Origin of the sequence: Serratia ureilytica (genome assembly GCF_013375155.1) — a bacterium.
GTDB classification, from domain to species: Bacteria; Pseudomonadota; Gammaproteobacteria; order Enterobacterales; family Enterobacteriaceae; genus Serratia; species Serratia ureilytica.
In genome coordinates this window covers 214,046-237,081 of the sequence record NZ_JABXOF010000009.1, presented here as the reverse complement: position 1 = coordinate 237,081, position 23,036 = coordinate 214,046, and the positions used below count along the sequence as shown (strand labels likewise).

General features: G+C 57.1%; 21 protein-coding genes. 11 read left to right on the top strand and 10 right to left on the bottom strand.

All coding sequences use genetic code 11. From position 1 onward, the window contains the following. Positions 1–16 precede the first annotated feature (16 nt). Both gyrB and yidA read left to right on the top strand, forming a co-directional pair. The gene (gene gyrB / locus HWW83_RS17880; protein ID WP_004933898.1) at positions 17–2,431 is read left to right on the top strand and encodes a DNA topoisomerase (ATP-hydrolyzing) subunit B; all 2,415 of its coding nucleotides are present in this window, start codon (positions 17–19) and stop codon (positions 2,429–2,431) included. Between the two features lie 125 nt (positions 2,432–2,556). Next, on the top strand, positions 2,557–3,372 hold the full coding sequence (gene yidA / locus HWW83_RS17875; protein ID WP_033645143.1) for a sugar-phosphatase: 816 nt from the start codon (positions 2,557–2,559) through the stop codon (positions 3,370–3,372). Between the two features lie 25 nt (positions 3,373–3,397). On the opposite strand, the gene HWW83_RS17870 is transcribed toward yidA, so the two are convergent. Beyond that, positions 3,398–4,339 (bottom strand): ornithine cyclodeaminase family protein, encoded by a 942-nt coding sequence (locus HWW83_RS17870; RefSeq protein WP_033645142.1) that lies wholly within the window; start codon positions 4,337–4,339, stop codon positions 3,398–3,400. Next, positions 4,326–5,294, bottom strand: a complete 969-nt coding sequence (locus HWW83_RS17865; protein ID WP_042783385.1) for a threonine/serine dehydratase — start codon at positions 5,292–5,294, stop codon at positions 4,326–4,328. The genes HWW83_RS17870 and HWW83_RS17865 overlap by 14 nt, the downstream gene beginning before the upstream one ends. A gap of 462 nt (positions 5,295–5,756) precedes the next feature. Between HWW83_RS17865 and HWW83_RS17860 the strand changes: the two genes are divergently transcribed. Continuing rightward, positions 5,757–7,037 (top strand): YidR family protein, encoded by a 1,281-nt coding sequence (locus tag HWW83_RS17860; protein ID WP_103101713.1) that lies wholly within the window; start codon positions 5,757–5,759, stop codon positions 7,035–7,037. A gap of 30 nt (positions 7,038–7,067) precedes the next feature. On the opposite strand, the gene HWW83_RS17855 is transcribed toward HWW83_RS17860, so the two are convergent. Further along, complete coding sequence (locus tag HWW83_RS17855; protein ID WP_016929593.1) at positions 7,068–7,415, bottom strand: YceK/YidQ family lipoprotein; 348 nt, start codon at positions 7,413–7,415, stop codon at positions 7,068–7,070. A gap of 309 nt (positions 7,416–7,724) precedes the next feature. Here HWW83_RS17855 and ibpA point away from each other — a divergent pair, with 309 nt between their 5' ends. The 3 genes from ibpA (at position 7,725) to HWW83_RS17840 (ending at position 10,499) form a co-directional block, all read left to right on the top strand. Then, positions 7,725–8,138, top strand: coding sequence for a small heat shock chaperone IbpA (gene ibpA / locus HWW83_RS17850; protein WP_004933919.1), 414 nt, complete (start codon positions 7,725–7,727; stop codon positions 8,136–8,138). 106 nt (positions 8,139–8,244) lie between these two features. Beyond that, positions 8,245–8,673, top strand: a complete 429-nt coding sequence (ibpB, locus tag HWW83_RS17845) for a small heat shock chaperone IbpB (protein ID WP_004933922.1) — start codon at positions 8,245–8,247, stop codon at positions 8,671–8,673. Positions 8,674–8,840: 167 nt separating this feature from the next. Beyond that, positions 8,841–10,499, top strand: coding sequence for a putative transporter (locus tag HWW83_RS17840; RefSeq protein ID WP_042783386.1), 1,659 nt, complete (start codon positions 8,841–8,843; stop codon positions 10,497–10,499). 10 nt (positions 10,500–10,509) lie between these two features. On the opposite strand, the gene HWW83_RS17835 is transcribed toward HWW83_RS17840, so the two are convergent. The 3 genes from HWW83_RS17835 to HWW83_RS17825 form a co-directional block, all read right to left on the bottom strand. Continuing rightward, entirely contained in the window at positions 10,510–10,890 is a 381-nt protein-coding gene (locus HWW83_RS17835; protein WP_025304766.1) for a type II toxin-antitoxin system VapC family toxin, read from the bottom strand. Next, positions 10,890–11,111: a ribbon-helix-helix domain-containing protein gene (locus HWW83_RS17830; protein ID WP_025304767.1), complete on the bottom strand. Its 222-nt coding sequence runs from the start codon at positions 11,109–11,111 to the stop codon at positions 10,890–10,892. Before HWW83_RS17830 ends, HWW83_RS17835 begins: the two co-directional genes overlap by 1 nt. 73 nt (positions 11,112–11,184) lie before the next feature. Beyond that, positions 11,185–12,435, bottom strand: a complete 1,251-nt coding sequence (locus HWW83_RS17825; RefSeq protein WP_033645138.1) for a valine--pyruvate transaminase — start codon at positions 12,433–12,435, stop codon at positions 11,185–11,187. Positions 12,436–13,462: 1,027 nt separating this feature from the next. Between HWW83_RS17825 and HWW83_RS17820 the strand changes: the two genes are divergently transcribed. From HWW83_RS17820 to HWW83_RS17800, 5 genes are all read left to right on the top strand, one after another. Beyond that, a complete protein-coding gene (locus HWW83_RS17820; protein WP_033645137.1) occupies positions 13,463–14,242 on the top strand; it encodes a 2OG-Fe dioxygenase family protein in 780 nt (259 codons plus the stop codon). A gap of 79 nt (positions 14,243–14,321) precedes the next feature. Beyond that, positions 14,322–15,461, top strand: coding sequence for a trans-sulfuration enzyme family protein (locus tag HWW83_RS17815; RefSeq protein ID WP_046687995.1), 1,140 nt, complete (start codon positions 14,322–14,324; stop codon positions 15,459–15,461). A 5-nt stretch (positions 15,462–15,466) separates the two neighbouring features. Further along, positions 15,467–16,405, top strand: coding sequence for a phosphotransferase (locus HWW83_RS17810; protein WP_080273428.1), 939 nt, complete (start codon positions 15,467–15,469; stop codon positions 16,403–16,405). Between the two features lie 103 nt (positions 16,406–16,508). After that, entirely contained in the window at positions 16,509–17,771 is a 1,263-nt protein-coding gene (locus HWW83_RS17805) for an ATP-grasp domain-containing protein (RefSeq protein ID WP_033652315.1), read from the top strand. Further along, positions 17,761–18,711: a DMT family transporter gene (locus tag HWW83_RS17800; protein WP_033652314.1), complete on the top strand. Its 951-nt coding sequence runs from the start codon at positions 17,761–17,763 to the stop codon at positions 18,709–18,711. The genes HWW83_RS17805 and HWW83_RS17800 overlap by 11 nt, the downstream gene beginning before the upstream one ends. 67 nt (positions 18,712–18,778) lie before the next feature. Here the strand turns inward: HWW83_RS17800 and ghrB are convergent, their stop codons facing one another. From ghrB to HWW83_RS17780, 4 genes are all read right to left on the bottom strand, one after another. After that, on the bottom strand, positions 18,779–19,756 hold the full coding sequence (gene ghrB, locus HWW83_RS17795; protein ID WP_033645132.1) for a glyoxylate/hydroxypyruvate reductase GhrB: 978 nt from the start codon (positions 19,754–19,756) through the stop codon (positions 18,779–18,781). 73 nt (positions 19,757–19,829) lie between these two features. Next, complete coding sequence (locus HWW83_RS17790; RefSeq protein WP_033645131.1) at positions 19,830–21,098, bottom strand: MFS transporter; 1,269 nt, start codon at positions 21,096–21,098, stop codon at positions 19,830–19,832. 139 nt (positions 21,099–21,237) lie between these two features. Continuing rightward, the gene (locus HWW83_RS17785) at positions 21,238–22,203 is read right to left on the bottom strand and encodes a sugar kinase (protein WP_176589465.1); all 966 of its coding nucleotides are present in this window, start codon (positions 22,201–22,203) and stop codon (positions 21,238–21,240) included. A 7-nt stretch (positions 22,204–22,210) separates the two neighbouring features. After that, positions 22,211–22,963 (bottom strand): sugar phosphate isomerase/epimerase family protein, encoded by a 753-nt coding sequence (locus tag HWW83_RS17780; protein WP_103101711.1) that lies wholly within the window; start codon positions 22,961–22,963, stop codon positions 22,211–22,213. Positions 22,964–23,036: the final 73 nt, after the last annotated feature.

The window sequence follows — 23,036 nt, the reverse complement described above, 5'->3', positions numbered from 1 at the left end:
TGAGCGAGAAACGTTGATGTCGAATTCTTATGACTCCTCAAGTATCAAGGTATTAAAAGGGCTGGATGCGGTGCGCAAGCGCCCGGGCATGTATATCGGCGATACCGATGACGGCACCGGTCTGCACCACATGGTATTCGAGGTTGTGGACAACGCTATCGACGAAGCGCTCGCGGGCCACTGTAGTGACATTCAGGTCACCATCCATGCCGACAACTCGGTATCGGTGCAGGATGACGGCCGCGGCATTCCGACCGGCATTCACCCGGAAGAAGGGGTTTCAGCCGCAGAGGTCATCATGACCGTGCTGCACGCCGGCGGTAAATTCGACGACAACTCCTATAAAGTTTCCGGCGGCCTGCACGGCGTGGGCGTCTCGGTGGTTAACGCCCTGTCGGAGAAACTGGAGCTGGTGATCCGCCGCGAAGGCAAAGTGCACGAACAAACTTACAGCCACGGCGAGCCGCAGGCGCCGCTGAACGTGGTGGGCGAAACCGAGCAGACCGGCACCATGGTGCGCTTCTGGCCGAGTCACCAGACCTTCACCAATGTGACCGAATTCGAGTACGACATTCTGGCCAAGCGTCTGCGCGAGCTGTCCTTCCTCAACTCCGGCGTGTCTATTCGCCTGAAGGACAAGCGCACCGACCGTGAAGACCACTTCCATTACGAAGGCGGCATCAAGGCGTTTGTCGAGTACCTGAACAAGAACAAAACCCCGATTCACCCGAACGTGTTCTACTTCTCCACCGTGAAAGACGACATCGGCGTGGAAGTGGCGCTGCAGTGGAACGACGGTTTCCAGGAAAACATCTACTGCTTCACCAACAACATTCCGCAGCGCGACGGCGGCACGCACCTGGTCGGTTTCCGTACCGCGATGACCCGTACGCTGAACAGCTACATGGAGAAGGAAGGCTACAGCAAGAAGGCCAAGGTCAGCGCCACCGGCGATGACGCGCGTGAAGGCCTGATCGCCGTGGTGTCGGTGAAGGTGCCGGATCCGAAGTTCTCTTCTCAGACCAAGGACAAGCTGGTCTCTTCCGAGGTGAAAACCGCGGTTGAAACGCTGATGAACGAGAAGCTGGTGGATTACCTGATGGAGAATCCGGGCGACGCGAAAATCGTGGTCGGCAAAATCATCGACGCGGCGCGCGCGCGCGAAGCGGCGCGTAAAGCGCGTGAGATGACCCGCCGCAAAGGCGCGCTGGATCTGGCCGGCCTGCCGGGCAAACTGGCGGACTGCCAGGAACGCGATCCGGCGCTGTCCGAACTGTACCTGGTGGAAGGGGACTCCGCGGGCGGCTCTGCCAAGCAGGGGCGCAACCGCAAGAATCAGGCTATCTTGCCGCTGAAGGGGAAAATCCTCAACGTCGAGAAAGCGCGTTTCGACAAAATGCTCTCTTCGCAGGAAGTGGCGACGCTGATCACCGCGCTGGGTTGCGGCATCGGCCGCGACGAGTACAGCCCGGACAAGCTGCGTTACCACAGCATCATCATCATGACCGATGCCGACGTCGACGGTTCGCACATCCGTACGCTGCTGTTGACCTTCTTCTACCGCCAGATGCCGGAAATCATCGAGCGTGGCCACGTGTTCATCGCACAGCCGCCGCTGTACAAGGTGAAGAAAGGCAAGCAGGAGCAGTACATCAAAGATGACGAGGCGATGGATCAGTATCAGATCGCCATCGCGATGGATGGCGCTACGCTGCACACCAATGCCAGCGCACCGGCGCTCGGCGGCGAGCAGTTGGAGAAACTGGTGGCCGAGCACTACGGCGTGCAGAAGCTGATTGGCCGCATGGAGCGCCGCTACCCGCGCGCGCTGCTGAACAGCCTGATCTACCAGCCGACGCTGAACGAAGGCGATCTCAGCGATGAAGCCAAGGTGAAAACCTGGATCGCGTCGCTGGTGCAGGCGCTGAACGACAAAGAGCAGCACGGCAGCAGCTATGACTTCGTGATCTTCGAGAACCGCGAGCGCCAGATGTTCGAGCCGGCGTTGCGCATCCGTACCCACGGCGTGGATACCGACTATAAGCTGGACTTCGATTTCATCCACGGCGGTGAATACCGCAAGATCTGCCAGCTGGGCGAGCAGCTGCGCGGGCTGATCGAAGAGGGCGCGTTCATTGAGCGCGGCGAACGCCGTCAGCCGGTAGACAGCTTCGAACAGGCGCTGGAGTGGCTGGTGAAAGAGTCGCGCCGCGGCCTGTCGGTGCAGCGTTATAAAGGTCTGGGCGAGATGAACCCGGAGCAGCTGTGGGAAACCACCATGGATCCGGAAAGCCGCCGCATGCTGCGCGTGACCGTCAAGGACGCCATCGCTGCCGATCAGCTGTTCACCACGCTGATGGGCGATGCGGTTGAACCGCGTCGCGCCTTTATCGAAGAAAACGCCCTGAAAGCGGCGAACATCGATATCTGATGCGTTAATGGCTGTGAAAATCCGCGCCGGGCGACCCGCGCGGATTTTTTTTTGGCCTTTTTTGGCGCTGACAGCCGAGGCTGAAACGCGTTAGCATGAATAAAAACCACTGGGAGAAGCGTTGAATGGCTATTGAACTGATTGCGATCGACATGGACGGCACGTTGCTGGATCCGCAGCACCAAATCACGCCGGCGGTAAAGCAGGCTATCGCGGCGGCGCGGCGCAAAGGGGTACACGTGGTGCTGGCCACCGGGCGGCCTTATGTCGGCGTGCAGGATTATCTGCGCCAGTTGGACATTCAGGGCCCCGGCGATTTCTGTATCACCTATAACGGCGCGCTGGTGCTGCGTGCGGTCGACGGCGCCTGCATTCTGCAAGAAACGCTGGGCTTTGAGGATTATCTGCATTTCGAGCAGATGGCGCGCGAGTTCGGCGTTCACTTCCAGGCGTTTGATTTCGATACCCTGTATACCCCGAACAAGGACATCGGCAAGTACACCATACACGAGGCGGAAATGACCGGTATTCCGCTGAAATACCGCAGCGTGGAAGAGATGGATCGCCAGATGCGTTTCCCGAAAGTGATGATGATCGACGAGCCGGAGCTGCTGGACCGCGCCATCGCGCGCATCCCGGCGGAAACGCGCGCGCGTTACACCATCCTGAAAAGCGCGCCTTATTTCCTCGAGATCCTGCACAAAAACGTCGATAAAGGCGCCGGGGTGAGAATGCTGGCCGAGCATCTCGGCGTGGCGCGGGAGAACATCATGACGCTGGGGGATCAGGCCAACGATACGGCGATGATCGAATATGCCGGCGTCGGCGTGGCGATGGGCAATGCCATTCCCGAGCTGAAAGCGGTGGCGCAGTTTGTCACCAGCGCCAATACCGAAGACGGCGTGGCGCGCGCTATCGAGAAGTTCGTGCTCAACGCCTGATAACGCGGGGCGCTGCGGCGCCCCTTTATACTTTCGCCAACACCCCTTTGGCGATCTGCAGATCCTGAATCGCCAAGCCGGTGAGATCGGCGATGGTGATGTGCTGCGGCTCGCGTCGTACCCGCCCTCCCTGCGCCAAGACGGCGCCAATTTCGACGATTGGCGTTGAAATCAGCCTATTTTGCCGATAAGCCGTCGCGATCTCGCCATAGTCCGCACACTGCGTCAGCGCATCGACCAGCAGCGCGTCTGCGCGGGCCACCAGCTCGGTCGCCAGTTCCTGCTTGCCGGGCGTGTCGGCGCCCACGGCGGTGATGTGCGTACCGGGCCGAATATCCGCCGCCTGCAATATCGGTTCGCGGCTGGGCGTGGTGGTCACGATCAGCTGACAGTGCGCCGCCAGTTCCGCCGCATTCTGCGTAACCCGCACCCGAAAACCCTCGGCTTCGGTATCGCGCCGATACGCCGCCAGCGCCTGTTCGTCTCGCCCCCACACCCACACCTCGCGGCAATCGGTCACCGGTTTCAGGCATTGCAGCTGCAGCCGCGCCTGCAGGCCCGTGCCGACAATGCCGATCGCCTGGATATGCGGCGGCGCGCACAGCTCGGCGACGATGCGGCCGGCCAGGGCGGTGCGCAGCGCGGTCAGCCAACCTTCATCTTGCAGCAGCGCCTGCGGCTCGCCGGTTTGGGCGGAGAACGCCATCATCAGCCCCTGATTGCTCGGCAGGCCGTGTTCGGCATTGCGATAGAAACCGGTAGAGATCTTGACCACGAACAGTTCGTCGCCTTCCAACCAGGCGGACTTGATGCAGCAGTCGCCGTCGGCCCGCTCGAACAGGAAATGCTGCACCGGCGGCTGTTGCACCCGCTGTTGCGAGTAGGCGATAAAACCCTGCTTCAGCAGCGGCGTTATGGTCTCGGCATCGAACGCGGCGAGGATTTGCTGCCGATTAAGGATGTGCATCGGCGATGGCCTTGAGGTATTTCTCCAGCACGATGTTCTTGCCGCACAGCACCACCGCCACCTTTTTACCCTGGTATTCCGGCGCCAGTTTGATCGCCGCCGCCAGCGCCACGCCGGCCGCGCCTTCGATAATCCAGCGATCGCTGGCGGCTATCCGGCGCATCGCGTGTTTAATCTCCGCCTCGCTGACCAGCACTTTGCGGTCGATCAGCTGTTGGCACAGCGGAAAGGTCACGGCGCCCGGCTCGACGCCGCCGGCGGTGCCGTCGGACAGGGTTTCTTGCTCTTCCACCGGGAAGATATGGCCCGCTTCCAGCGCGCTGTACAGGCTGGTGGCGTTTTCCGGCCAGCAGGCGATAAGCTGCGTGTTCGGCGACAGTTGCCGCAGAACGGTGCCGATGCCGGCGATATAACCCCCGCCGCCGACCGCCACGAACACGGCGTCCAGATCGGTGAGCTGTTCAACCAGCTCCATGCCGCAGGTGCCCTGGCCGGCGATCACCTGCTCGTCGTTATACGGCGAGATATAGGTTTTCCCCTGTTCGCGTGCGGCCTGTTCCCCCGCCAGTTCGGCGTTCAGCGCATCGCCCGGCACCAATTCCACGGTGCCGCCCAACGCGCGAATGGTGTCGAGCTTGATGCTCGCCGCCGTCTCCGGCGCATAAACCGTGACGCCAACGCCCATCAGTTGCCCCGCCAAAGCGACGGCCTGACCGTGGTTGCCGGTAGAGGCGGCGATCACGCCGCGCCGGCGTTGCTCGTTATCCAGCAGCCGCAGCTTGTTGCTGGCGCCGCGAAATTTAAAGGAACCGGTGTGCTGCAGGTGATCGCATTTCAAATACAGCTCGCAACCCAATTGCTGAGAAAGCAGCACGCTGCGCTCCAATGGCGTGACTCGCACCTGAGGGCGCAGTTGCTGATGGGCAGAAACAATGGCATCGAAAAGGGGGTTCATACCGGCTCCGGATTTTTTAGACTTAAAATCCAGTTTGTACTTTTTTGTATGGATTGTAAACCCCGTCGGGCAACCCGGCCAGAAAGCGGAAATGGCGGGGGTACGGCATCGCGTATGCGGTGAAAATAAACATTACTGGGCGTTTAGCGGCACAATTTTTTATTTATTTGCGTTAAGTAAGGTGCCGCTGTGGGCGTATTTAATGAGGAGAAGGATAATCAATAAAATAATGCTCGCTTCCTTTACTTATACCGTTTGGGCGTCGTTGAGTTTCCCCATCAGGAATGTGGCCGGCTAGCCGGGCGTTTATTTCCTGCCGGCGTCGTCGATAGGCTTAACGGATAAGTCTCATGGACATTTCGACGCGGGAAAGCCCCCGGCTCGTCCTCGCCGGCCATATGAAACGCGGCTGCCGATCCGGTAAGATGGCCGTTCAGTGCCAGCATGCGCAGGAGAGCCGCCATGAGCCATCGGGAAAAACAACTGACTTTCGACCCACGCGGGCATCAGTTAACCAATATCAACGTCTGGACGCCGGACAGCCAATGGCTGGCTTATGACGTGCGCCCGCGCGGCGCCTCTTTCACCGGCCTGAGCATCGAGCGGGTTAACGTCGCCAGCGGCGCGGTGGAAGTGGTTTATCGCGCCCAGCACGGCGCACACGTCGGCGTGGTCACGGTCAGCCCCGATGCGCCGGCGCGTTACGTCTTCATCCACGGCCCGGAACACCCGGACAGCGCCTGGCAGTATGATTTTCATCACCGCCGCGGGGTGATCGTCAGCGAACCGGATCGCGAGTTGGCCATTACCCTCGACGCGCTGGATATCACGGCGCCCTACACGCCCGGCGCGCTGCGCGGCGGCAGCCATGTGCACGTTTTCAGCCCGGACGGCAGCCGCCTCAGCTTTACCTACAACGATCACGTGATGCATGAATGCGATCCGGCGCGCGATCTGCGCAACGTCGGCGTGGCTGTGCCGCTGCACGGGGTCAATCCGCCGAAACAGCATCCCCGTGAATATGACGGCAGCCACTATTGCGTGCTGGTTAGCGAGACCGTGCCGCAGCCGCAGCCGGGCAGCGATCAGATCAATCGCGCCTACGAAGAAGGCTGGATTGGCCGCGAAGGCTACCGTAAGGCCGACGGCAGCCGACAGCGCTGGGCGCTGGCGTTCATCGGCGATACGCTTTCCGCCGCCGGCGAGAAACTGCCGGAGGTGTTTATCGTCGATCTGCCGGAGAGCGACGCCGACTACGCCAGGGCCGGCGCGGTGCCGCTGCAGGGGACGGAAAGCGAGCTGCCGGCGCCGCCGCTTGGCGTCAGGCAGCGGCGGGTGACCTTTACCGGTGAACGCCGTTTTCCGGGCGTGGTCGGTGCGCCGCGCCATTGGCTGCGCAGCTCGCCGGACGGCAGCCAGATAGCTTTTCTGATGAAGGATGACGGCGGCGTGGTGCAACTGTGGACGGTGTCGCCGAACGGCGGTGAGCCGCGCCAGGTCAGCCGCGGCGAGCATGACATCCAGTCGGCGTTCAGCTGGCACCCGCAGGGCGGGACGATAGCCCTGGTGTGTGACAACAGCGTGATGCTGTGTGAGGTCGCCAGCGGCCGCCTGCAGCGTTTAACGCAGCGCAGCGTGCAGCCGCCGTCGGGGGATGCCGTGGTGTTTTCGCCGGATGGCAAGAAAGTGGCATTTATGCGCGAGATTGCCGGATTCAACCAGATCTTTGTGGTTGAGGCGTAAGGCGGGCCTGATGGCCCGCTGCGTGCGTGATTAGTGTGTGGCGGTGCTGTCGTTGCCCTCGCCGGGGTTGCCGGTTGCCGCCAGATTCTGCTGCTCGCTGCGCAGGATGCGCGCTTTTGGCGAGTCTGCGGTGGCGTCATTGCCTGAACGCAGATAGTCGTAAGGCAGCAGCACGGTATCCATCACTGCGGAGAACGGCAGATCCAGCGCCACCAGCGGCATCATCGCCCAGCTGGTGTTGTCGTCCTTCAGCATGTCCACGCTGGCGCGGGTGCCGGGATAGTAACCCTGATTCGGGCCGGTATGGCTCATCACGCTGGAGCAACCGCTGGTCGCCAACAACATGCAGCCCGTCGCTATCGCTTTCATCGTCGTCATTAATCCATCCTGCAGGGTTGCTGTGCCCCTAAATTAAGCTGATTTATAACATCCTGTTGCTGCTTTAAAAGAAGCAAAATCCCGCTCTGTGGCGGCTCTCTCACTTTAGTGTAAGTGGTAAAAAAACTTTCACCTAACCGAAAAGCGCTTTTTTTGATCCTCGCCCGTTGAATTGATGAAATCAACCCCCATTTTATCATCAGAGCCGGATTGAGAATTTGCCGTAAGGGAATTCTGGCTTAATTAGCCTGTCCAGAATGGAAGGCGTATTTATTTCAACCTCGCTGAAGTGCCTTAGGAGGCTGTTTTATGCGTAATTTCGATCTTTCTCCGCTATACCGTTCCGCCATTGGTTTCGATCGCCTGTTCAACGCGCTGGAGGCCGGCCAGAGCCAGGGCAACGGCGGTTATCCCCCTTATAATGTCGAGCTGGTGGACGAAAATCATTATCGCATCGCCATTGCGGTAGCCGGGTTTGCCGAGCAGGAGCTGGAGATCACCACGCAAGATAATCTGCTGATCGTGCGCGGTGCGCACAATAACGAACCGGCAGAAAAAACCTATTTATATCAGGGCATCGCTGAGCGTAATTTCGAGCGTAAATTCCAGCTGGCCGAACATATTCAAATTAAAGGCGCCAAACTGGAGAACGGTCTGCTGTATATCGATATGCAGCGCATCGTGCCGGAAACATTAAAACCGCGCCGTATCGAAATTAAATAATTCCGTTTTCGCCGGCAGGAACGCTGTCGGCAAATATGCAGTAATAATCCGCCTGCCGTCAGGGGGCTGAATAAACACATCTCGCTTAATGAAAGGAGTTGTTCCTATGCGTAATTACGATCTATCCCCGCTTCTGCGTCAATGGATTGGTTTTGATAAACTGGCCAGTTCCATGGGGGGCCAGGAACCCCAGGGGTTCCCGCCGTATAATATCGAGAAAAGCGATGACAATCACTACCGCATTTCTCTGGCGCTGGCCGGTTTCCGGCAGAGCGAACTGAATATCGAAGTGGAAGGGCCGCGGCTGACCGTCAGCGGTAAACCCACGCCGCCGGAAAAACAGGTCGAGTACCTGCATCAGGGGCTGGTGTGCAAAGAGTTCCAGCTGACCTTCACTCTGGCGGAACACCTGCAGGTGTCCGAGGCCAAATTTGAAAATGGCCTGTTGCACATCGATCTGGTGCGTCAGGTTCCGGAAGCCTTGCAGCCTCAGCGCATCGCCATCGGCGCGACGCCGGAGCTGGAAGCCAAATAACCGACTGAAAAACGGTCATCATCATGCGGGGGAGATCCAGACGGATCTCCCCCGTTGCGTTATGTGGCGCACGCCACAGTCCCCCCGTCTGCCCGATGCCATAATCCTTGTTAATTGTGTGTCTATATCCGCAAATCCCATGTTCAACTTTGGCAAGGATGTGACCTATGAGCGATATCGCCCTGACCGTCAGCATGTTGGCGTTGGCGGCCGTCATTGGGCTGTGGATGGGGAACTGGAAGTTGTACGGTGTCGGGCTGGGGATTGGCGGCGTGCTGTTCGGCGGCATCCTGGTCGGCCACTTCGCCCAGAGCGGGCAAATCAGCCTGAACGGGGACATGCTGCACTTCATCCAGGAGTTTGGCCTGATCCTGTTCGTTTACACCATCGGCATTCAGGTTGGCCCCGGCTTCTTCTCTTCGCTGCGCGTCTCCGGTCTGCGGCTCAACGCCTTCGCGGTGCTGCTGGTGCTGACCGGCGGCGCAGTGGCGGCGGCGGTGCACAAGCTGTTCGACGTGCCGCTGCCGATCATCCTCGGCGTGTTCTCCGGCGCGGTCACCAACACGCCGGCGCTGGGCGCCGGTCAGCAAATCCTGACCGATCTCGGTTCCGATCCGGCATTGGTGGACGGCATGGGCATGGGTTACGCCATGGCCTATCCGTTCGGCATTTGCGGCATCCTGCTGGTGATGTGGCTGATCCGATTGGTTTTTCGCATCAACATCGAGCGCGAGGCGCAGGCGTTTGAAAGCAGCCTGGGTAATCAGCGCGAGCTGTTGCACGCCATGAACGTGGCGGTGCGTAACCCCAATCTGCAGGGCATGGCGATCAAAAGCGTACCGCTGCTCAACGGTGAAGCGATCGTCTGTTCGCGCCTCAAACGCGGCGAGATGTTGATGGTGCCGGCGCCGCATGAGCGGCTGGAGCTCGGCGACTATCTGCACCTGGTGGGCAAACGCGAAGATCTGGAGAACGCCCGGCTGGTGATCGGTGAAGAGGTCGACGCTTCGCTGTCCACGCGCGGCACTGCGCTGCAGGTAGTGAGGGCGGCGGTGACCAACGAGCAGGTGCTGGGGAAAAAAATCCGCGATCTGAACCTGAAGCAGAAATATGACGTGGTGATTTCACGCCTCAACCGCGCCGGCGTGGAGCTGGTGGCCGGCAGCAACGTGACGCTGCAGTTTGGCGATATTCTCAACCTGGTCGGCCGGCCGGAGGCCATCGACGCGGTGACGGCAATCGTCGGCAACGCCCAACAAAAGCTGCAGCAGGTGCAGATGCTGCCGGTCTTTATCGGCATCGGCCTCGGGGTGCTGCTGGGCTCCATTCCGCTGTTTGTGCCCGGCTTCCCGGCGGCATTGCGGCTGGGGCTGGCCGGCGGGCCGTTGGTGGCGGCGCTGATCCTGGGGCGCATCGGCAGTATCGGCAAGCTGTATTGGTTTATGCCGCCGAGCGCCAACCTGGCGCTGCGCGAACTGGGCATCGTGCTGTTTCTGGCGGTGGTCGGTTTGAAATCGGGCGGCAATTTTATCGATACGTTGCTGCATGGCGAGGGGCTGACATGGATTGGTTATGGCGCGTTGATCACCGCCATTCCGCTGCTGAGCGTCGGCATTCTGGCGCGCACGGTGGGCAAGATGAACTATCTGACGCTGTCCGGCATGTTGGCGGGGTCGATGACCGATCCGCCGGCGCTGGCGTTCGCCAACGGCCTGCATCCCACCAGCGGCGCCGCCGCGCTGTCTTACGCCACCGTATATCCGCTGGCGATGTTCCTGCGCATCATGTCGCCGCAGCTGCTGGCGGTGCTGTTCTGGACGTTGTAGTGCGGATCGTCTACAGCCGATAAGGCATCAACACGCCATTGTCAGTGCCGAAATCTTTGGGGTTACGGGAGATGAGCATCCGGAATCCCACCTGCGCGGTGGCCCAGATAATGGCGTCTGGCAGTTTCACATGCTGTGAGTGGCGCAGTTCTACGGCGCGTTCGGCGACTTCATCGGTAATAGGCAGCAGCAGAAATTGCCCTAAAAACTGACGTGTTTTCAGCTCCAGTGCCGGACCCTGTTTTTTAGCACCTACCATCACTTCCATCCAGGTGATGGCGCTGATGGCCGGATTGATGTGATACTCGACCAGAACGTCCCTGGCTTGAGGAATGCCGTTGAGATAATCGATCAGGATATTGGTGTCGAATAACGCCCGTTGAGCCACCATTATTCCCACTCCTCGCGCTGACGATTTTCGTACTCCACGCCATCTCCCATCGCCCCGGACCAGAGCCCGAAAGCGTTGCTGGGATCTTCCACGTGGTTCTCCGTCAGATAGCGGGAGACTGCTTGACGAATGATTTCGGCCCGGGGAACGTGGCGGATATTTTTCAGATTATCGAGCTGCCGCAGGTCTTCTTCAGGTAAATCGATCACGATGCGAGTCATCGTTGGCCCTCCAAAAAAGATATACGATATATGCATCGTATATCTTTATCGGTCGATTTTCAATCAGTCGGCGTTAGCCTTCCTGATGTGCGCGTTCGATCTCTTCCGCCAGAATAGCCACGCCGCGCTCGATTTTCTCCGGATCGGGCACGTAGTTCATGCGCATGCACTGGTGGGTATGTGGCCATTCATGCTCCAGTCCCGGGAAGAAGTAGTGGCCGGGCACCATCAGCACGCCGCGCTTTTTCAGGCGCTGATACAGCACTTCGGTGGTGATCGGCAGATCCTTGAACCACAGCCAGAGGAAGATAGCCCCTTCCGGTTTGTGGATCAGGCAGCGTTCCGGCGACAGGTAGCGGCGAATGATCTCGATGGTGTGCTCGACGCGCTGTTTGTAGAACGGGCGAATCACCTCGTTCGACAGGCGCAGCAGATCGCCGCGCGCGATCATTTCCGTCGCCATCGCCGGCCCCATGCTGCCTGGAGACAGGCTGATGATGCCGTTCATGTTGGTCAACGCGGTGATCACCTTCTCGTCGGCGATCACGATGCCGCAGCGCGAGCCGGGCAGGCCGAGCTTGGACAGGCTCATGCACAGGATGGTGTTCGGGTTCCACAGCGGCGTGGCGTCGCTGAAGATGATGCCGGGGAACGGCACGCCGTAGGCGTTGTCGATGACCAGCGGAATATCGCGCTGTTGCGCCAGCAGATCGAGCTTCATCAGCTCTTCGTCGGTGATCACGTTGCCGGTCGGGTTGGTCGGCCGTGAAACGCAGATCATGCCGATGTCATCGCCGATGGTGAGATGTTCGAAATCGACGTGATACTTGAACTGGCCGTCCGGCAGCAGCTCGATGTTCGGTTTGGCGGAGACGAACAGCCCTTCATCCAGCCCGGCATCGGCATAGCCGATATATTCCGGCGCCAGTGGGAACAACACGCGGCGGCGCGAGCCGTCGGCGTAGCGGCCGGCGAACAGGTTGAACAAGTAGAAAAATGCGCTTTGGCTGCCATTAGTCAGAGCAATATTCTGTGGCGAGATCTCCCAGCCGAGCTCGTCGCGCAGCAGATTGGCCAGCGCTTTCAGCAGCGCGTCCTTGCCTTGCGGGCCGTCGTAGTTGCACAGCGCTTCGGTCAGTTTGCCCTGGTCGAGCATCTCCTGGCACAGCTGTTTGAAATAGGCTTCCATCTCTGGGATCTGTGCGGGGTTGCCGCCGCCGAGCATGATGGCGCCGGGGGTGCGCAGGCCTTCGTTCAGGTCGTCCATCAAACGGGTAATGCCCGCATAACGGGTAAATTTTTCGCCGAAAAGTGAGAAAGTCATAGGTGCAGCAGTACTGTTTTTTAGCAGGTAATCACCCACCATACCGCCAGATAAACCCCGCTGCAATGCGGCTGACAAATCGACCGGTGGGCACAAGTTTTGCCCTGCGTTCGATTAGCAGCATATTACGCTGGATTATTGTGACCGTTCGCCGGCCCACGCCATTATCGCCTCAACCTTTCAGCCACGCGATTCAGCCACGCGATCTTAGGGTTGGCACAGGTTTTGCGGTCCCGACCCAGATCACACTTTTTCGCTGCATTTCATTAACACTATGGCAATTTATAACCATATCGAGTAACTTCCGCATCCGTTAAATTTAACTTAACAATAAAGATTATCTAAACTAATGCTCGGAAAGGGATGAGTAGTGCGGTAGCGTGGATGAAGCCATGCCAAAAGCACGGCTTTCAAGGCGATTTTACTTGCCTGACCATGGGTTGATTGCCAGTTTCGTCCCTGTCTATCTACAGAGTAATCGGTTTGATGAGCGGTGTCTCCTGCTGGCCGGCATGGGGCATGTACGTTGCCGTTGCTGAAAATTGGCTATTTTGTATAAAAAACACTAATCATACTACCCGCGAGGGAGCCGCAAATAGCATTTAGCGGCGTAACGCCAGGGTAGGGCGCTCTGTGTCCGGCAGATGCGCATCGCCAGGCATCGCAGCCCATTAGGCGGGTAGGGTTGGAGGATAAAGGTTTCGCGCCGATTCACCTGGCGTCATTTGAAAACCCGTATGCAGCGTAGACTTTCGCTCACCGCGCACAAGTGAGATGAGGTCAGGTAGCAATGAAAAACAGCGCAAGTCTGGTTTCGATAAATAAGTGGAAAAGAAATCTATAAAAGTCTCTTTCGCACTTTTTAGCGTGCAGGAAGTTTAAAGAATAAATAATCAAGCTCTTTTATTTGTGAGATGAATTACTTCACTTGAAAAACAGGGAAGCATTTGCTGTTCAATGTTCATGAGCATTGCGGTGAACATCAATATGTCGTTATTCCAATCAGAGTAAAAAGGAAGATTGCACGATGATTCGTGGTAACATTAAAGAGTTTGAGAACACACTTGAGTGCCGTGTGAGCGCATACCCCATGATGACAGATGTAGGGTATTGCAAATTGGCTTCGGATGACTTTAACCTTACCGATGCGCAAAAATCAGACTTAAGTATTATTCAGCGGCATTTCGATACGCTTGCTCTGGATCCCTACGGTGAAAATGCGGGGCGCTATCGGCAGCACAGTAAATATGTGCTTTTACCTTGCTTTAATCTCTTGATTCCTCAATCTTCCGAACACGCCTACAGTTACAAACAAGATGTCGGATTTAATGATGAAGTCGTTGAGGAGGCAAGGAAGTTTCAGCCTGTTCCAAACGAAATTTTGTCAAATAATCTGATCACGTCGCTTGTCCTGCATGATTTTAAAAACTCCCCGTTACATGAGTATGCTTCCACGATTCCCATGGAGGTCGGCATTCACTTCATCAGAATGAAAGCGACGGTTGATGCGCCGGGGATTTCCGTACCGAATCGACTTCATAAGGATGGCGAGCCTTGCACCTGGATACATTTGATCAATCGTGATGGTGTTTCTGGCGGTGAGAACATCATTACAGATAACACCAAGACGAACATCCTGTGTAATGAGGCGATGCTCAAACCGCTGGACTCCATCGGCATCGTTGATGATCTAGTCTGGCACCAGGTGAAACCGGTTCATGTGGATGGGCACGGTAAGGTGGGCTTCCGCGATGTCATATTAATCGATTTCACCCCGATGTTCGCGGTGCCAAATAACCCATCGTAATAAAGACTCACATGAACGGGGGGATCCTTTATTCAAGGCATGCCCCCCACTTCCTGATACTCGAAAATAGGCAGTAACCGTGTTAGCAAAAGAAACTCTTGCCGTTCACAGCGGAACCATTATCGACGAAATGCATGGTGGCATTCTTTCTCCGCTATTCTCCGCGAGTTCTCACAAGCATCTTGATATGACAGAAGATGTCTATCCAAGACATGGTAACTTACCCAATCAACGCGCCGTTGCCGAGAAGATGTGCGCATTGGAAAGCGGTGGTGAGGCCGCTCTGGTATTCAGTTCCGGTATGGCGGCTTTCGCGACGGCGATGCTTTCGCATTTAAAAGCCGGTGACCATATTGTTTTACAAAACGGCGTGTATTCAGGTGCGCTCAAGTTTGTACAGAATCATTTTGCAAAATTAGGCATCACATACAGCGTTTCGGAGAGTTGTGAAGTAGAGAGCATCATCGCATTAGTCAATTCGAATACGCGAATGATATATATCGAAACACCGACAAATCCATTGCTTAAAATCCTGAACATTGAGCTATTGACCCGATTCGCCAAGAGTCGGGGGGTGTTCACCATTATTGATAACACCGTGGCGACGCCTATCAACCAAAACCCTCTGGAATATGGCGTCGATTTGGTATTGCACAGCGCCACCAAGTTTTTGGGCGGCCACGGCGATGTGTCAGGCGGCGTGGCTGTCGGCAGTGAAGAGTCCATTGCTGCAATGGCCGAATATATGAATGACTTTGGCGGGTGTCTGAACGCGCAGTCATGTCATCTGCTTGAGCGAAGCTTGCGCACGTTGGCCATTCGAATGAATGCCATTAACCGCAACGCGATGGAACTGGCCAGCCGTTTAAATGAGCACCCTAATGTGACGAACGTGTTCTATCCGGGGTTGCCGAGTCATCATAATCATAGCGTAGCCCGCGAACAAATGAGGGGGTTCGGCGGCATGGTCAGCTTTGAAATCGCCCCGCGGTTTGACGCGACAAGTTTTCAGAAGAAGTTAAATCTCATCGTCCCTTCCAACAGTTTGGGGGATTTGGAGACCACGCTGAACTCGCCTTATCAGGCCTCATCGTCGTTCAGAAGTCTTAGCGAGCAGGAGCAGAAAAAATCAGGGATTACGAGGCAATTAATACGAATGTCAGTCGGCATCGAAGACGTTAATGACTTGTATGAAGATTTGCATCAAGCGCTCAAGTGAATGATATGGAATTAGAAATGCAAACAGGCTCAACGTTGAATAGTGATGAAGTTCACCGCATAGAATCTCTTTATGGGCTGACGGTAAAAAGCAGCGCCTTCTTGGGGATGGGATCTGGCAATACCAATTACTGCCTCGAAACGGATATCGGCCGCTGTGTTTTCAGCATTATTGAAGAGCAAAGCCGTGATGATGTTGAGATCATGGCGAAGACGCTGGTATGGCTGGAAGCACATGATTATGAGACCTCCTTGCTGGTCAAACCCAAAGGGCAAGAAAGCTATTCAATTATATTAAGGGGCAAGCACTCTCTATTAAGAACCTATATGGATGGCGCCGTCCGCCGGGATTTCAACGAACATATGCTCAGGCAGCTCGGCGTTGCCATGGCGAAACTGCATACGATCCCCGTCCCTAATTTCTTAACAGACTCAGTCTTCTATGAGCAGAAAAAGTTCATGGATGCCCTCGATGCCAATATCGATCAGGATTATGAGCGCTGGGCCAAAGACAGACTCAGGCATCTTGCCGTAGAACGCATCAGCGGCTTGCCTACCTCTGTCATCCACTCCGATCTTTTCTACGACAATATGCTGTTTGAAGGCGAGCAGTTCGTCGGCATGATAGATTTTGAGTTGACCTGTATTTATCACTCCGTTTTCGATATCGCCATGGCGATTGTCGGCACCTGCGGCATCAATGGGACGCTGTCGCCGGAAAAAGCGAAGCATATCATCGCGGGTTATAATTCTATAAGAATGCTTGAAGCGCGCGAAATTAAGGTGTTGAAAACCTATACGGAATACGCCGCCATCCTGACATCTCTTTGGCGTTATTGGCGGTATAGAATCTATCAGCCGGGTGGTGATAAATCTGATAAATATCGCGAAATGACAAGCCTGGCTAAAAGTATTGAACGCACCGACTTCTCACAAATTTGCTGACACGTTCCCTTCATAAAGTAAAAGGGCGTCGAGCGTAAATTCGACGCCAAGACAATCGAACGTTAATATTCGGCCCTGATTATAGTACGGAGTAACCCGCTGCATGGACATCAAAGACACGAAAAAAATCGTCATCCTCGTTGACGCCTACTCATCCGGAAATGATGTGGCACCGGAATTCAATAAAAAAGGATACGGGTGCGCGCACATTCAAAGTCGAGAAGATATCCCGGCGAAGCTGCTGAATAGCTACAGAGGGGATGATTTCTTTATCAGTTTGCAATACACGGGGGATGAGATCCTCAATCAATTGCAAGAGTATGATGTTATCGCGGTGATTGCAGGCTGTGAAACAGGCATTGAACTCGCAGATCATCTGGCTGAGCTTCTGGACCTGCCCGGTAACGATACCGGCACGAGCCGTTCTCGCAGGAATAAATACCTGATGCAGGAGTGCCTGAAAAATAGCGCGATCAATCATATCCCCACGCACCGGTTAACTACCCTTAAAGACGCCACGCAATATGCGACCGAGCTGTTTAAAAAATACCGGAAGCTGGTGCTAAAACCCGTTGACAGCGCAGGCACGGACTCCGTTTTTGTTTGCAAAACGGTTGAAGAAGTTGAAGCTCATTCGGGTGATTTGTTCAAAAAAAGCAATCAGCTCAATTTAAAAAATGAAGTCATTATTCTGCAGCCTTTTATTGAGGGGGAAGAGTACGTCGTCGATACTGTCAGTTATCAAGGCCGTCACAAGATCTGTGCGATATGGAAGATGGGCAAGGGCAGTTACAACGGGGCCGATTCCATCTGTGAGTTCACCGAACTGACCTCCTTCGATGCGCAGAATCACGCTCAGCTCAAAGATTACATCTTTAGCTGTCTGGATGCTTTAGGGATCACGTTTGGCGCAGCGCACTCGGAACTGTTTTTAACCAAAGACGGTTGGACGCTAATTGAAACCGGGGCCAGACCGCACGGCGCGGGTTTTCCGGCGTTGTCATCCCTGGCGTTGAAGCGCACGCAGATTGACGAACTGGTACTGAGCGTGTGTTCAACCGAGGCATTCCTGGAAGCGGTCGCAGAGGAATATAAACCGTTAAACTATTTAAAAATTAAAGAGCTGATATCTTTTAGCGCTGGCACTATCAAGGCCGTTAAGCATGTCGATACCATCGCCGGTTTGCCATCCTACAAGAAATCAAATCTGCCGGATGTTGATCAGGAAATAAAACTCACGACGGACGTTTACAGCTCTCCGGGCTGGATTGCGTTAAGCCACCGTTGCGCCGATCAGCTCAATGCCGACTATCAATATATCGTTGGCCTTGAAAGTAAGGGCATGTTTGAAGTCTATGAACACTAAAATCAAGGCGTCCGGCCCAACGTACATTCTTGGATATTGCATCCTGGGTGCGGCCATAGATGTTTTTCTCTCAGGTTTGTTGCAGAGCATCGATCTGTTCGTATTATTGTTTTGGACTTTCACCTTGACCTGGCTCGGTTTCTTTGTGATCTCCGTGCTGTTTTTCCCCGTCAAGCTGCGAGCTTGCCTCAACGCCTGGAAGTTAATTCTATTATTGAATATCTCTACGCTGGGAGCTTGGGTTGGGCTTTTCGTTGGGTTGAAATGGACGGAGCCCTCCATTCTGGTGGCCATGCTTTTTGGACTGAGCCCGATCATTTCTGTTTTCATTGAGATTTATAACCGAAATTCGGTGGGTGTAAAAAACATCGTTATAGCCGTGATGCTGGCTTTTATTGTCGCCGTGCTGATGATATTGGCCGTGAAAGGGCAGCGTTTTAACCCCTTCGATTCAAACACCCTATTTGTTCTGGCGCTTGGCTTAGTGTGTCTCGTCACCTCAACCTGTATGGCTGTCGGCACCTATATTGCAAAATCATTGTCCAAACAAGCGTTTAACGCCGTCAATATTCAGTCGTTCAGATTTCCCTTGCTCATTGGCGTTTGCGCGCTGATGTTGCCGAGCGAAGGCGTATTGGCAACGACGCAATCCAGCTTCTGGATGTACCTGCCGATCATCGTCATATTAGGGAATATATTGCCGCTATGGATGCTGCAAAAGGGTATTGAACTCACCAGCGCCTTGACCACCAACATTATTGTGAATGTTTCACCCTGCATTACGCTGTTGCTGGAGGCTTTTGACCCGTCGATAGCCTACAGCCATATGAAACTGGCGGTGTTGGTGATGCTGCTGCTGGTCATGCTGATCGCCAATGACGACGTGGGCAAATTTGTCGTCAGCAAGATAAGGGGGAAGCCCGTGAGTTTGACGGAGTGAAAATACTCCGTCGACAGCCGCAAAAAGCGGCGAGGCCGGCGATCCGCAGATCGCCGGCCGCGCTGAGTTATTTCTGCAACAGCTGCGGGTTGACGCAGTTTTCTTTCACCGTGCCGGTCAATGCCGCGATCAAGTTATCCACCGCGCAGGCGGCCATGCCGTAGCGCGTTTCATGGGTGGCGGAGCCGATGTGCGGCAACGCCACTACGTTCGGCATGCTGAGCAGCGGCGAGTCGGCCGGCAGCGGTTCCTTCTCGAACACATCCAACCCCGCGGCGTGGATCACGCCGTTTTGCAGCGCTTCGATCAGCGCCTGCTCATCCACCACCGGCCCGCGGCCGGCGTTGATCAGAATGCCGCTTTTCTTCATCTTCGCCAGCTGATCGCGGCCGATCAGATGGAAAGTTTGTTCGGTCAGCGGCAGCGTGATGCAAACGAAATCCGACTCGGCCAGCAGGGTATCCAGATCGCAGCGGCGGGCGTTGAAGCGTTGCTCCGCCTCTTCGTGCGTGCGGCGGGCGTTGTACAGCACCGGCATGCCGAAGCCGAAGTGCGCGCGCTGCGCCAGCGCCAGGCCGATGCGGCCCATGCCGAGGATGCCGATGGTTTTGTGGTGCACGTCGACGCCGAACCAGTCCGGCCCGATGCTGCCGCGCCATTCGCCGGCCTTGACCCGTTCCGCCACTTCCACCACCCGGCGCGCCGTCGCCAGCACCAGGCTCATGATGGTGTCGGCGACGGTTTCGGTCAGCACCGTCGGGGTGTGCATCAACAGCACGTTATGGGCGTTGAGCGCCTCGACGTCGAAGTTGTCGTAGCCGACGGAAACGGTCGAAGCCGCGCGCAGTTTGGGCGCCTGCTGCAGGAAGGCTTCGTCAATTTTGCCGCCGGAACCGATGATCCCTTCGGCCTGCTGCAACGCCTGGCGCAGTTCCTCACGGTTCTCCGGCTGCAGGCCGTTGAACGCGTGTACGGTGAAGTGTTGTTCCAGACGTTCACGCAGGTCGGCGGGCAGGCTTTTGTACAATACGATAGAAGGTTTCATCACGAACTCCAGCTGGGCCAAAGGGGGCCTGGCGCCCCCTCGGGTTGATTGACAGAGAAAAAGTATAACCGGATCAAGCCATCTGCGGCTGGATCTCGTTGCGGGCGGGCTTGACGATCAGCGTCAACACCACCGCCACCACCAGTGCGATGGCCATAAACATGTAGGAAGCCGCCGGGCTGCCGGTGGCGCCGTTCAGGTAACCGACGAACCAGGAACCGAAGAACGAACCCAGCGCGCCCATGCTGTTGATCAGCGCCATGGCGCCGCCGGCGACGTTTTTCGGCAGCATTTCCGGAATGATGGCGAAGAACGGCCCATAAGGGGCGTACATCGCGGCGCCGGCGACCACCAGCAGGCCGTAAGAGATCCAGAAATGGTTGGTGCCGACGGCGTAAGAGCCGAAGAACGCCAGCGCGCCGATCAGCAGCAGCGGCCAGACAAACAGCTTGCGGTTTTGCATTTTGTCCGACGCCCAGGAGACCACGATCATGGCGATGGTCGCCGCCAGGTAAGGCACCGCCGACAGCCAGCCGGCTTCCACCATGCCCATCTGCATGCCGCTGCGCAGGATGGAAGGCAGCCACAGCACGAAGCCGTATACGCCGATGCTCCAGGCGAAGTACTGCACGCACAGCAGGATCACGTTGCGCGAACGGAAGGCTTCGCCGTAGTTGCGCACGGCCTTGATGCCTTTCTGTTCTTCGTCCAGCTGCTGTTGCAGCGCCTGTTTCTCATCGGCGCTCAACCAGCCGGCCTGCGCCGGTTTGTCTTTCGCCAGCACCCACCAGCAGAACGCCCAGATGACCGCCGGAATGCCCTCGATGATGAACATTTCGCGCCAGCCGAAGGCGTGGATCAGGTAACCGGACACCACCGACATCCACAGCACCGTTACCGGGTTGCCGAGGATCAGGAAGGTATTGGCGCGTGAACGCTCCGATTTGGTGAACCAGTTGCTGATGTAGATCAGCATTGCCGGCATCACCGCCGCTTCCACCACGCCGAGGATAAAGCGGATGGCGGCCAACATCGGGATATTGCTCACCACGCCGGTCAGCGAGGCGCAGCCGCCCCACAGGATCAGGCACCAGAAGATCAGTTTTTTGACGCTGCGGCGCTCGGCGTAGATGGCGCCGGGAATTTGGAAGAAGAAATAACCGAGGAAAAACAGCGCGCCCAGCAGCGAGGCCATGCCCTTGGTGATGCCGAGATCCTCATTGATGCCGGCGGCGGAGGCGAAGCTGAAGTTGGCGCGATCGAGATAGGCCAGGCTGTAGGTGATAAACACGATGGGCATGATGTACCACCAGCGTTTGGCCGCGACAGTCGCTTTGTTCATGTTCAGTATCCTTCAGTGGTGTTGCATCCCCTTCGCCCAGCCCGTTGGGCATGAAAGACGAAGGGGCAGATGCTCTCCCGACGCGTCCCGGTTGTAGGGCCAGAGGCTGACGTCATGCGGAGAAGTCGTTTTTTTATTGTTATTCGGCCAGCGCCGCGCGGGTCGGCAGGCCTTCGCTGTCGCCGATGGCCTGGATCGCCAGCGAGCCGATTTTGTTGCCGCGCTGCACCGCCTGTACCAGCGTTTTGCCTTCCAGCAGGGCGCTGAGGGTGCCGACGGCAAAGCCATCACCCGCCCCCACGGTATCCACCACGTTGTCGACCTTGACTGCGGCCACCGCCGCTTTATCGCCGGCGGCGGTTTTAAACCAGGCGCCGTCCGGGCCGGTTTTGATGATCACCGCCTGCACGCCGCGTTCCAGATAGAAATCGGCGATGCCTTCCGGCGTCGATTGGCCGGTGAGGATCTGCCCCTCTTTCAACCCCGGCAGCACCCAGTCGGCGGCGAACGCCAGCTGGTTCAGCTGCTCGACCATCACCTCGCGGCTGGGCCACAGCACCGGGCGCAGATTGGGGTCGAACGAAATGGTTTTGCCCATGGCGCGCATCTCGCGCGCCGCATGGTGGCACAGCGCCAGCGATTCGCCGGACAGCGCCGCCGCCACGCCGCTCAGGTGCAGGTGACGCGCGGAACCGAAATACTCGCGGTTAAAATCGGCAATCGACAGGTGGCTGGCCGCCGAGCCCTTGCGGAAATATTCCACGCTGGGATCGGTACCATCGGTAGTCTTGGATTTCACCTGAAAACCGGTCGGATAGTGGCCGTCGACCGTCACCTGCCGGTAGTTGATGCCTTCTTTTTTCAGCTGCTGCAGGGTGAAGCGGCCAAACGAGTCGTTGCCGACGCGGCTGACCCAGCCGACGTTCATGCCCAGACGGGCCAGGCCGATCGCCACGTTCAGTTCGGCGCCGGCGATGCGTTTGGTGAAGGTTTCCACCTCCGCCAAATCGCCGGTCTGCGCCGCCACGAACATCGCCATGGCTTCACCCAGCGTGACCACATCCAGGGGCGCCTGCTGCGCCGTCGTTGCCGTTAACGTTGTCATCATGGGGTTACTCCGCACGCAAAATATTGACGTAATGGCGGGTGACGGCTTCCAGGTCATCACCCTGCAACGGGAATTCGATGCCGCGCGGCGCATCGTGCGGCAGGCGGGCCAGCAGATCGCGCCAGCTGCCGTCGGTCTCGTCCAGCGCAATGGCGCGCCAGCCGCGCGGACCTTGCGTGGCGGCCTTGACGTGCACGTAACCGACGTGGCGGGCCAGGCGCTCGGCGGCGGCGAAGGCGTCTTGCCCCACCCACAGCCAGTTGGCCATATCGAAGGTCATGCTGACCGGCAGGTGGCTATCTTCCGCTGCATGGAAAAAGGCGTTCAGCATCGACAAAATGCCGCAGTCCGGCGTTTGGTCGTTCTCGACCACCAGTTTGACCGGATGTTGCTCCAGCGCCACTTTCAGCTCGGTAAAATCGAAGCCGGGGCGGAAATGGCCGAGGGAGAGCTTCAGCTGGCGCGCGTTCAGCGCCTGCGCTTCCGCCAGCAGCGCCGGCAGGTTGGGATTCAGCGTATGTTGCGGAGTGAACAGCGCCTCAGGGGCGGAATAGACGGCGAACAGCTGCTGGCGTTCTATCTCCTGGGCCAGCGCAGGCAGGCTGTCCAGTTCGCCGGCGGCGAACAGTTCGCGGCGGATCTCCACCCCGTCGGCGCCCGCGCCGGCGATGATGGGCAACAGCGCGCGCTGGCCGCCCTGTTGTTTGACGGTATCGGCGCCGTAGGCACCGGTGACCACGATGATTTCTGTTTTCATTTTGACTCCTGAGGCGGCATTGTCGCCGCCGCTGCTGTTACCGGTACGTTAAATGGAACCGGTTCCAGTAGAA